General features: G+C 34.6%; 8 protein-coding genes, 2 tRNA genes, 1 rRNA gene and 1 pseudogene. 5 read left to right on the top strand and 7 right to left on the bottom strand.

What is annotated here, in order from left to right; genetic code table 11:
- The 3 genes from rrf to NJT12_RS13710 all read left to right on the top strand — a co-directional run.
- Nucleotides 1-91 (top strand): 5S ribosomal RNA (rrf, locus tag NJT12_RS13720); the annotation flags it as partial.
- Nucleotides 92-164: 73 nt separating this feature from the next.
- Nucleotides 165-237: transfer RNA gene (locus tag NJT12_RS13715), tRNA-Phe, on the top strand.
- A 6-nt stretch (nt 238-243) separates the two neighbouring features.
- A tRNA-Leu gene (locus NJT12_RS13710) sits at nt 244-329 on the top strand.
- Between the two features lie 222 nt (nt 330-551).
- Here the strand turns inward: NJT12_RS13710 and NJT12_RS13705 are convergent.
- Nucleotides 552-722: a transposase gene (locus NJT12_RS13705; RefSeq protein ID WP_271336486.1), complete on the bottom strand. Its 171-nt coding sequence runs from the start codon at nt 720-722 to the stop codon at nt 552-554.
- A pseudogene (locus NJT12_RS13700) lies at nt 722-850 on the bottom strand (proline iminopeptidase); the annotation flags it as partial. The pseudogene NJT12_RS13700 and the gene NJT12_RS13705, both read right to left, overlap by 1 nt.
- Nucleotides 851-876: 26 nt before the next feature.
- Here NJT12_RS13700 and NJT12_RS13695 point away from each other — a divergent pair.
- A complete protein-coding gene (locus NJT12_RS13695; protein ID WP_271336488.1) occupies nt 877-1260 on the top strand; it encodes a hypothetical protein in 384 nt (127 codons plus the stop codon).
- 255 nt (nt 1261-1515) lie between these two features.
- On the opposite strand, the gene NJT12_RS13690 is transcribed toward NJT12_RS13695, so the two are convergent.
- On the bottom strand, nt 1516-3132 hold the full coding sequence (locus NJT12_RS13690; RefSeq protein WP_271336485.1) for a hypothetical protein: 1617 nt from the start codon (nt 3130-3132) through the stop codon (nt 1516-1518).
- Between the two features lie 34 nt (nt 3133-3166).
- Nucleotides 3167-3727, bottom strand: a complete 561-nt coding sequence (locus NJT12_RS13685; protein WP_271336484.1) for a hypothetical protein — start codon at nt 3725-3727, stop codon at nt 3167-3169.
- 175 nt (nt 3728-3902) lie between these two features.
- Between NJT12_RS13685 and NJT12_RS13680 the strand changes: the two genes are divergently transcribed.
- Nucleotides 3903-4310 carry a helix-turn-helix domain-containing protein gene (locus NJT12_RS13680; protein ID WP_271336483.1) on the top strand — a complete coding sequence of 136 codons (408 nt, stop codon included), beginning with the start codon at nt 3903-3905 and terminating at the stop codon, nt 4308-4310.
- Between the two features lie 514 nt (nt 4311-4824).
- On the opposite strand, the gene NJT12_RS13675 is transcribed toward NJT12_RS13680, so the two are convergent.
- The 3 genes from NJT12_RS13675 to NJT12_RS13665 all read right to left on the bottom strand — a co-directional run bounded on the left by NJT12_RS13675 (nt 4825) and on the right by NJT12_RS13665 (nt 10663).
- Nucleotides 4825-5496 carry a hypothetical protein gene (locus NJT12_RS13675; RefSeq protein ID WP_271336482.1) on the bottom strand — a complete coding sequence of 224 codons (672 nt, stop codon included), beginning with the start codon at nt 5494-5496 and terminating at the stop codon, nt 4825-4827.
- 410 nt (nt 5497-5906) lie between these two features.
- On the bottom strand, nt 5907-7952 hold the full coding sequence (locus tag NJT12_RS13670) for a transketolase family protein (RefSeq protein WP_271336481.1): 2046 nt from the start codon (nt 7950-7952) through the stop codon (nt 5907-5909).
- Nucleotides 7953-8035: 83 nt separating this feature from the next.
- Complete coding sequence (locus tag NJT12_RS13665; RefSeq protein WP_271336480.1) at nt 8036-10663, bottom strand: beta-glucosidase; 2628 nt, start codon at nt 10661-10663, stop codon at nt 8036-8038.
- Between the last annotated feature and the right edge of the window lie 128 nt (nt 10664-10791).

Below are 10791 nucleotides of genomic sequence, written 5' to 3'. Positions count from 1 at the left end.
GGGCTCACCTCTTCCCATCCCGAACAGAGTAGTTAAGCCCGCCTGCGCAGATGGTACTGCAGTTATGTGGGAGAGTATGTCGTCGCCTTTCTTTTGAAAACCCTGTTTCTAACAAAACGGGGTTTTTTATTCTTATTTTGCTTTTCAAGTTATAAGCAAATAAAGGTACCTTAGCTCAGATGGTAGAGCAATGGACTGAAAATCCATGTGTCCCTGGTTCGATCCCTGGAGGTACCACATAATGCTCGGATGGTGAAATTGGTAGACACGCTGGACTTAAAATCCAGTGAACAGCAATGTTCGTGCGGGTTCAAGTCCCGCTCTGAGTACTAAAAACTTCAATTGGCTTTGCTAATTGAAGTTTTTTTTTGCTTAAAAATGAAAATTTTGGATCAAACGCAAAAGTTGGGGATTACGCAAAAATATTGCATAATTTGAATAAGAAAAAATCTACTTTTCGTACTCCTCTAAATTGACTTCTAAATGCTTTTACTTTGGCATTAAAAGATTCTGCTGAAGCATTTGTACGGATCAAACGCAAAAGTTGGGGATTAACCAAAAAGATTAGATAATCTGAATAAGAAGAAATCTACTTTACGCACTCCTCTAAATTGACTTCTAAATGCTTTTACTTTAGCATTAAAAGATTCTGCTGAAGCATTTGTACTTCTATTATCAAAATAGTTTAAGATTGACTGGTAATTCCGCCCCAGGAGTTTCATAATACATAAAAATTATTTTTATCAGCACCAATGGCTTTACGTACTTATTCTACTTCTTCTACAAAACGTTCCGTTGTCCATAAGATATTATCTTTAGGCTGATCACTATAGTAAGATCCTAATTGATCCGTTAAAAGATGTTTACGAATTCGCCATGCGCGATCTCGAATTCGCTGCCAAATACCTTCCGGAAACATCCGGTCAGGCTGGACGGAATCTAATTGCTTCGGGGCCTCTTTTTAAAGCAATGAAAGAAAAAGAAAACAAATTAATCCTGAGTTTTACGGACACAGGATCAGGCTTAATGGCTGGAGATAACGGTATATTAAAAGGATTTGTCATTGCAGGTCATGATAGAAAATTTGTTTGGGCAAATGCGGTAATCCAAGGAGATAAAATTATAGTTTGGAGTGATGTTGTGATCAGTCCATCAAAAGTTAGATATGCTTGGGCCGATAATCCCGTAGAGGCAAATATATGTAATAAAGAAGATTTTGCCGACTTCACCTTTGAAGCGGATTCGAATGGCAGAGAATAGGTGAGGTTTGAGATAGTCGCGAATGTAAAAATCCAAAGTAAATAAATTATTTGCTTTAAACTCGTTTAAGGCTTGTATAAGGTCAAAAATGAGGTTAAAATTTCGCAAACGGATTTTTGTTATCCATTTATAAAGTTGTGACCAATAGCAATCAGGCCAAATTAAATATTTACTTTGGCTATTTTGGTAAGTATAATTTTTTTAAATCCTTAAATATAGTGTTGATTACAATAAAACGTTATGAGCAACAATCTATTAATTTTGCTCATTGTCCAATAATAAACCACTTACAATAACTAAATTATGCAATTCATACAGTAGTTTACTGACAATAATATTCATTTGATTAACCTCTTCTTTATTGAGATTTGACAACTTATGATGAAGTGTCATATGTCTGTCCAAATAAGGAAAGAAATCACTCCAAAATTCCTCTATTAAATAGTTATACTTTCGCATGTCCGGATCTGCATATATACATATATTCCATAACATTCGACTGGATAGGTAATTAGGTAGGTAATATGTTTTTACAAAAATGTAAGTTCTGCAAAAGGACATGAAAAATAATGCAAAAAAGTATTCTAACCCTTGATAGTTTTCTTTAGTATTAGTGACTATTTTAAAAAATTGCAAGGCAATATCTTTAGTTGGCTTATAATAAAAATGCAAATCATCATGATAAGGATTATGAGGTATCTCCCAATGAAATTCAGGAAGGTATCTGCTGGATGAATATATCCGGTGCTTATCTTGTATAATGTTGGCAAAGAAACTTTGATGCTGATATAAGTTAGTTTGTATCCAGTAGCGACTGTGACTTATCAGAACAAAATCATATTTTCCTCCTATTTTGTTTTTTAAGAATAGATTAATTAATCTTAATTTTTCATTGCCCGCACCCACGGCTATAAGCATCAGATAATAAGTAGTTTTTTCAGCGTACGTAATTTGATGATATAAGTAGATCTCTTCGACTTCAACAGACTGTAATATGGTTTCTATTGAAACACTGAGAATTGCATCGTTAGGCTTTTCATCAATCTGGCATGCAACTTGTTTGTTCTGTACAAATCCTTTTTTTATCATTTTCTTGAATTCGTCAAATCTCTTTTCAATAAGGCGACAAAGACCGTGCTGGGAAATTGCAATCGCTTCATACATTTCATTTTCATATATAGAATCATCATCTGTGATTGCTTCTTTCGCTTTTATAAATAAATCAATAAGATAATATTTACTTCGACTATTTTTCACAAAGTATTTTTGAATATCAGGAATGTATTTTATAAGGTTACTGATCCTTTCATCTAAACTTAGCGAAGTGAATTTATTTCCCCGGTATAATTCTTCTAAATATTCAAGATCATATTCAATAAGTCTTGCATACGATGTGAAGACACTGTTTGAAGAACCTTCTGAAATGAGATTTTGGATTTGTGAGATATGAAGATCGTGATCATGGTAAAAATTGTTTTGATACACATTAAGCCTCTTTTTGTATTTCTTCCATTCCCTTGTAATGATAAGCGAATATTCCCATTCTTCATTTTGGTAAATAAGAGCCGATGGCTGACAGTAAAATTCAATAAATGGATCTCCTAAAGAAAATCGATGCTGGAGTTTTAGGGAGTCGATGAAATTGACATCAATTTCACTACGTTTTTTAACTCTTTTTACCCATTTGTTTTCCTGCAGTTTTTTCGCATCTATACTTTTATCAATATGGATAATTACATGTGAAAATGTAGGAGACTGCCCTCTGGTAAAAAATATTTGAATAATATTATACTTGCGCACCAGCTGTCTCAGTATATTTTCCAAATACTCGTTTTCGAGTTTTGGAAATGAAAGTTTTTCTAAAGTTTTCATAATATTGTGTCTTTGAAGTTTTGATAAAGGATGTTTATTCTATGACAGGATCAGTATGGTCAGTTTTCTTGATCCTCTCAAAACCTCGTTCTCTCACAAGTTCTCCCGCATCGAGCATTTTTATTAAAGGGATATAAGGTGTCGTAAGGTCTGAGTCAGAATCACCATCGTAGGAAGGCAATGAAAACTCTACGATTTCAGATAAAAAAAAATCAAATTCTTGCAGTGTTTTCTCTTGAAATGCTTTTTGAAGTACAAGAAAAGGATTATCATATTCTTCCTTTGTCAAAGAAGAAAGATGAAATACTGTTTCAGAGCGAAACGAATCTTTCAATTTCCATTTTTTGCTTTTGTCTTTCAGACAGTAACAAACCTTGAGAAAAGAGCAGACAGCAGTATAAAAAACAAAAACATTGCATGGATTTTCCTGTTCGTAGATTTTTCTCTTATAGCAATGAAGTACTGCTTCACTTAAGTTCCGCTTATAATAATCAAGATGTGCAAAGTCAAAGACGGCGTCAAATGCCTCAAATAGATTTCCTTCTACAAAACCTGCGCAAAATCTTATTTCGAATGATGTTTTATTTTTTTTCATAATGGTAGCTTTAAAATTCATAAGCGAAGTTCCATTCTTTGAAAAGGATAATCTATTCGAGAAGAGGATATATTATCTGACAAAAAGGATATTATACAGGATATTTATCTATCTTTGAAAGCCAGACTTTTTAATCCGAATGGCTCTATGAGCATTCAGAAAATCAATAATCATTATGGAACAGAAAATACATCAGGGAAGAAACATAAAACGTTTCAGGGAAATGCTTGGCATCAAACAGGAGGCATTGGCTTTTGATCTGGGAAATGAGTGGAATCAAAAGAAAATTTCTATACTAGAGCAAAAAGATGTAATTGAAGATGGTCTGCTCAAACAAATCTCATCCGCACTGAGGATTCCAGTCGAAGCATTTCAAAACTTTGATGAGGAACAAGCGGTAAATATTATATCGAATACATTTAATGACCAATCCAATGGTTACAATTACTATCCAACTTTCAATGTGAATCCAGTAGAAAAATGGATAGAAGCATTAGAAGAAATTAAACGATTAAATTTAGAACTTTTAAAATCTAAAGATGAACATATTAAGGCTTTAGAGAAGTTATTAAATATGAAATAAACTTCAATAAAAAGTATATTAATTCCACAAAGAGACTTTACAGTCTCTTTTTTGTTTTGAAACATAAAACCGTCTTTCATTTGGTAGGACGATCTAAAATAATACTCTTTAAATTAACACATTACAAAAAATGAACTAAAAAAAACACCAAGATCTTTAGTAGAGTTTAAAATTAAATTACATACCTCGGGAGTCGGCGGCGGAGAAAGAGGGATTCGAACCTTAAGCCCGCAGCCCGCTTTTATACTGCATTTCTAATATTTTTTTTCTGTCGCGCCACGATTCTGCCACAAACTTTAAAACACGCTTTTTTACGTTGTAATGTCTTGTTTTTTAACAGGTTATGATTCTGTTTTTTTTTTTTTTTTAATATGACAAAAATATACTTTTTTATGTTATAAGTAACATTTTAGAAAATTTTATATATCAATTAAAAGGCAGTTGGAAATGTTTGAACTTAATTTAAATATGTAAAATATTTATATTTTACATTAATGAAAGAAGTACATTTATATTAAACAGCTTTGTAAGCCTGGTCGGGATGATTTGGCATATCTATTATTGTATGCTGTAATCTGCCTTCATCTTTCATCGGCAGGATATAGTTTCGATAAATGTAATTTTCATTTCTATTAAGTATTAGAGCTATCTGTTTTGCAGAATAGCTTTTAAAACTGCATATTTTATAAACTATATCTTTTATTTTATTTTGATCATTTTCTCTAACTCCTAGGTTGGATATTTGTTCTCTTATATCAGAAGGTAGCTCCTGTGTTAGATCATAGGGTTCTGTTGTAAGATCATTAGCTTCTGTGTTAAGATCATTAGGTTCTGTGTTAGGAACATCATCATCTGTGTTAAGAACTCCACCAGTAGTATAATATGTAGATCTTCCTTTTCCTTTTTGTTCAATAAGACCTTTGTCTCGGAGACTTCTTAATTCATTACTTGCTTTTAATACATCACATGCATTTAATTGTCGATATGTTGAATTATCAATGGCACCAGCTTCTCTAATGAAAATCAATCCTTTTTTCTGCTCAGTATTTAACTCATATTCAGCAAAAGTATTTAGCCATTGAAGGTCACTTTCATTAAGAAAATGATGCAGTAAAAGGCGAGTGGTAAATAAATTTGCGGTGTGGTCACTTTCAAATGTCGGCGGTGCTAGGGAGGATTTTTCCATTAAAATTCTCATTGTCCTTATACCACTCCCTTTTGTTTCTGCAAGATTGGACCGTATCGTTCTTTAAATTGTGTCGACGCTGCCGACACAATTTGGAAAACTTTATGAAAATGGGGATGTAACTCTTAGAGTTTGGAAAAAAAATTGTGCATTTTGTTATTGATTCGTGGTGGTTTACTTTTAAAGCTTCTTCCAAAAAAGAAGCGCCAATAAGCTTGATATTTTTCATCTTCAGGACTTTCTTCAAAAAACACCTCATATTAGGCAGATAAGGAATTGGCACATTACGCCAATTCCTTCTTTAGCATTATAAGGAGCTCAATCCTTAATTAAAATAATTTAAGTTTATTGTTGTAATTACTCTGTTATTTAAACTGAAAATTAAGCTTACAAAAGCGGCTAGAAATAAGTCAGTTTGAGTTATTTTCTTTTAAATATTTAAGGATTTGTTCACTGGCATTTTTACTTGTAAATCCGAATTTTTGATCTAAAACTGAGGCTGGTGCTGAATATCCAAAATGATCCAGTCCAAAAACTTTTCCTTGGCGTCCAGCGAGATTTTCAAGATTAACAGGAAGTCCGGCTGTTAGGCCGAAAACCAGTCCATCCTTTGGAATAATACTTTCTTGGTATTCTTTAGATTGAGATCTAAAAAGACCCTCTGAAATAATTGAAGCTACATTTATTTTAATTGTAATACTCTTTTCTAACTCATTAGCGGCTTCAATAAGTGTACTAACTTCTGACCCGTTTGCTATCAAAGTAATGTCTGGATTTACAGTTGATTTTACCAGATATCCGCCTTTTTTAGCAAGGGAAGCTATTTCAAATCTGGATGCTCCGCTTGAAGGGAGATCTTTAATATCCTGTCTTGAAAGAATCAATCCCGTTGGTGTTTTATTATTCTCAAGAGCTATCTGCCAAGCTACTGAAGTCTCGATAGCATCGGCAGGACGAAGCGCTACAAAACTTTGATCGCCTGAATGATTTTTAATTTTTTCCAATAACCTAATCTGTGCTTCCTGTTCAATTGGCTGATGTGTAGGTCCATCTTCTCCAACCCGGAAGGAATCGTGTGTCCATACATATTTCACTGCAAGCTCCTGAATTGCTGCAAGGCGAATCGCAGGTTTCATATAATCTGAGAAAACAAAAAATGTTGCCACAACAGGGATTACGCCGCCATGAAGTGCTATTCCGTTAGCGATTGCCGCCATAGTTAGCTCGGCAACACCGGCTTGGAGAAATCCTCCACTAAAGTTGTTTTTTTGAAAAACTGAAGATTTTTTCAGAAAACCATCCGTCTTGTCACTGTTGGATAAATCGGCAGAAGAAACAATTATATTCTCTACATTTTCTGCGAGGTATCCCAAAACGGCAGCAGAAGCATCGCGAGTTGCTGCATTTGCTTTTTGGGGGATAGAACTAAAATCCAATTTAGGTAAATCCCCGCTGAAAAACTGTTTTATCTTTTTTGATAATTTCGGGTTTTGGTTTTCCCAAGCTGAAATTTTCACTTTCCTTTCTGACGCTTCTTTTGTCTTTTGGTTTAAAACTTCTTTATAATGAGCTTGGACATCGTTATAAACAGCAAATGAATTTTCCGGATCTGCTCCTAGATTCTGCAGTGTTTTTGTAAAATCAGCTTTTGTGGATCCGATTGGTTTTCCGTGTAACTCGCACTCTCCTTCATACATACTGCCATCAGCAGTAACACATCCTCTTCCCATGATAGTTCTACCTATGATCAAGGTTGGTCTATCTAATTCGGCATGAGCAGCATTTAAAGCGGAACGGATATGTATATGATTATGACCATCAATTGTGATTACTTTCCATCCCCATGATTCATATTTCATTGCTGTATTTTCGGTTGTAACCTCATTGGTCATAGAGGAAAGCTGCACGTCATTTGAATCATAAAACATGATAAAATTGTTGAGTCCTAAGTGTCCGGCAATTCTTCCTGCACCTTGTGATATCTCCTCCTGAACACCTCCATCGGTTATAAAACCATATATTTTGTGATCAAATAAATTATCGAATCTTGCCGATAAAAATTTTGCTGCAATAGCCGCTCCAACGCCCATTGCATGCCCCTGACCTAAAGGTCCGGATGTATTTTCGACACCTCTTTTAACATCGATTTCAGGATGACCGGGTGTAACTGATCCCCATTGTCTAAAATTTTCTAAATCTGTTTTCTCATAATTTCCAAGCAGATAATACTGTGCATACATTAGGGCGGAAAGATGTCCTGCATCCATAAAAAAGCGGTCTCTGAAAATCCACTGCATATCAGAAGGATCATATTTTAGATATTCAGTATATAAAATATGCATAAAATCGGCTCCACCCATTGAACCGCCAGGATGGCCTGAATTGGCTTTTTCGACCATCGAAATTGCCAATGCTCTAATGTTATCTGCTGATAACTGGTCTATTTTGTTGTTCATTTTTTTTGGTTTTTCTAGCTAATATTTATTTTTTTAATTCTATTTAGATAGCTTGCGATGCGTATTTATATAATTGCAATTTTTTATTTCTCTATCTGAATTATTTTAGAAATGATATTACTTTTTATTTCATTTTTTTCATCTGGCTGAGAACCCCCAACAGTAAGTTTAACTTTTCCTTCATATTGTTTTAAGTTTCCTTCAGCAGTAACATACGACAGGTCTTCAGGAGAAAGATTAAAGGTGATTGTTTTGCTTTCACCTTGTTTTAGGTTAAGTCTCTCAAATCCTTTTAAAGTTTTAATTGGTGCCTTTACAGCTGAGTTCTGATTTAATACATACAATTGAGCAACTTCTTGACCTTCAGTTTTACCTGTATTGGTAATTCTTACGGAGACTGAAACATTTTTATTTTTTTTTATTTTAGAAGGAATATTCAATTGATCATATTTGAATGAAGTATAGCTCAAACCATATCCGAAGCCGTAAAGAGGACTTCCCTTGAAATAACGATACGTTTTGTTGTCCATATTGTAATCAACAAAAGGGGATAAGTCTGAATCGCTTTTGTAAAATGTTACAGGCAATCTTCCTGCCGGATTATAATCTCCAAAGAGAATATCTGCCACTGCCGTTCCTGTTGCCTGACCTCCGTACCAAGCATTAAGTATTGCAGGAATATTTTCTGATTCCCACGGAATGGCAATTGCGCTGCCGGTCATCATAACAAAAACGACTGGTTTTCCTGAGGATTTTAGCGCTTTCATCAATTGGGTTTGTACTTCCGGAAGCAGGATGGAGGTGCGGTCGCCTCCTGAGAATCCGGGAAAGTTTACAGGCATTTCTTCTCCTTCAAGCTGCGGAGATATTCCGCCCACATAAATAAAGGCGTCTGTATCTTTATTTCGATCTCCCAATTTTGTAAAATCAGTTTTTTCGAAATTTCCGGTATTTAAGGCTACGTTTGCTTTTCCTTCTCCTTGCCAGTATTCTAAAACTAAATTATAAACCGTATTCTTTTTGGTAATTAATTTAAATGTTTTTTCTCCCCATCTGTTTCTCTCCCATGCGTTTATTACTTCTTTTTCATCGATTAAAAAACGATACCCATCATCAGCATTGATTTCAAAAGTAATGGAGCCATCCTGGTCGGCTTTAAAATGAGTGGTGTAACGGGCAGAAAAATGGTTTGCTTTTATGTTGTTTAAAACAGTTTCGCCTTCCTGCCAAAAGTTATTTATTTCTGATTCTGTTCGTACTGCGGCTGGGTTTCCAGACAAGTTAATATTGTCGTAATATTGTGCCTTAAAACCCTGCTTCCCTTCGAAAGAATATTGATTTTTAAGATCCTTATATATTAATAAAGTGTCATTGGTAAAATTAATGGCTTTTTCATAGACTACTTCTGTGTTTTTACCGAGCTTTTCTTTAATACCTTGTAAAACAGTTGTCAATTTACTTGGAGTTCCGTTGTAATTTCCTAAGATAGAAATTGAATTATCTGCATTAGGACCCAGAACCACAATCTTTTTTAACTTTTTACTCAGTGGCAGGGTGTTCTTTTCATTTTTCAGTAAAACCATTGATTGTCTGGCCATTTTTAAGGCGTGATTGCTATGCTCGGTACTTTCCAGAACAGAATCCGGAGTTTGGGCATATTGTACCATTGAAACAGGATCAAACATACCGAGTCTGAAACGTATCATAAAAAGACGTTTTACAGAAATATCAATTTGATTTTCGCTGATTTTTCCGTTTTTTACAGCCTGAACCAGCGCTTTATAAGCATCTGTGCCGCAGTCAATATCTGTACCATGAAAAACAGCATCTGCAGAAGCTGATTCTGCATCGGGATGCGTTTTATGATTTTTAAAAAAGTCGTCAATTGCCCAGCAGTCTGAGGTTACATAGCCATCAAACTTCCATTGGTTACGAAGAATATCCGTCATAAGGATGTCACTGGCACAACAAGGCTGTGTTCTAAAAGCATTATAAGCGCACATAACTCCGGCCACTTTTGACCCAGTTACTAATTTTTTAAAAGCAGGAAGATAAGTATCCCAGAGTTCATAAGGAGTTACATCAACATCAAAAGTATGACGCAGAGATTCAGGTCCACTATGTACGGCATAGTGTTTTGCACAAGCGGCAGCTTTTAAATATTTAGGATCATCTCCCTGCAGACCTTTAACAAATGAATCACCTAAAATACTTGTCAAATAAGGATCCTCACCATATGTTTCCTGTCCGCGTCCCCAACGTGGGTCACGAAAAATATTAATGTTTGGTGTCCAGTATGTTAATCCCATATAACGCTCGTTTGTTCGGTTTAGCTTAACGGCCTTGTTATAAATCGCTCTCCCTTCCAGTGCTGAATAATCAGCCATTTTATAAAGAGAGTTTTTATCAAATGTTGCAGCCATTGCAATTGCCTGAGGATAAACGGTGGTTTTAAAAGGAGTCCGTGCTACACCATGTAATGTTTCATTCCACCAGTCATAAGCAGGTATTCCCAGCCGTGAAATTGCAGGAGAAGAATTCAGCATCTGAGATACCTTTTCTTCCAGTGTCAAATGTTTTACAAGATCATTTACCCGTTCTTCAAAAGTTAATTCAGGATTCTGAAATGGAAAACTTTCTGTTTTTGCTTGTCCATAACAATAAGAAGTTATTATGAGTGTGATTATGTAAGTAAATTTTTTTGGTCCCATTAGCTTTTTCTTTTATTGATTATTAAAGTGCTGAATTTGATTTATTTCTATAACTTAAAAACAACCGATTGTGTAAAGAAATACTTTTTTTTTGAAAATAAAAAATAATGTTTCAAAAATAATTATAG

Source organism: Flavobacterium azizsancarii, from assembly GCF_027980145.1.
GTDB classification, from domain to species: Bacteria; Bacteroidota; Bacteroidia; order Flavobacteriales; family Flavobacteriaceae; genus Flavobacterium; species Flavobacterium azizsancarii.
The sequence above is the reverse complement of the archived record's forward strand: the minus strand, read 5'-3'. Positions and strand labels throughout refer to the sequence as shown.

What these genes read in the sequence shown, in the direction of transcription:
- NJT12_RS13690 (WP_271336485.1), bottom strand. Translation starts at nt 3,132, where the DNA reads ATGAAAACTTTAGAAAAACTTTCATTTCCAAAACTCGAAAACGAGTAT.
- NJT12_RS13675 (WP_271336482.1), bottom strand. Translation starts at nt 5,496, where the DNA reads ATGGAAAAATCCTCCCTAGCACCGCCGACATTTGAAAGTGACCACACC.
- NJT12_RS13665 (WP_271336480.1), bottom strand. Translation starts at nt 10,663, where the DNA reads ATGGGACCAAAAAAATTTACTTACATAATCACACTCATAATAACTTCT.
- NJT12_RS13685 (WP_271336484.1), bottom strand. Translation starts at nt 3,727, where the DNA reads ATGAAAAAAAATAAAACATCATTCGAAATAAGATTTTGCGCAGGTTTT.
- NJT12_RS13670 (WP_271336481.1), bottom strand. Translation starts at nt 7,952, where the DNA reads ATGAACAACAAAATAGACCAGTTATCAGCAGATAACATTAGAGCATTG.
- NJT12_RS13695 (WP_271336488.1), top strand. Translation starts at nt 877, where the DNA reads ATGCGCGATCTCGAATTCGCTGCCAAATACCTTCCGGAAACATCCGGT.
- NJT12_RS13680 (WP_271336483.1), top strand. Translation starts at nt 3,903, where the DNA reads ATGGAACAGAAAATACATCAGGGAAGAAACATAAAACGTTTCAGGGAA.
- NJT12_RS13705 (WP_271336486.1), bottom strand. Translation starts at nt 722, where the DNA reads ATGAAACTCCTGGGGCGGAATTACCAGTCAATCTTAAACTATTTTGAT.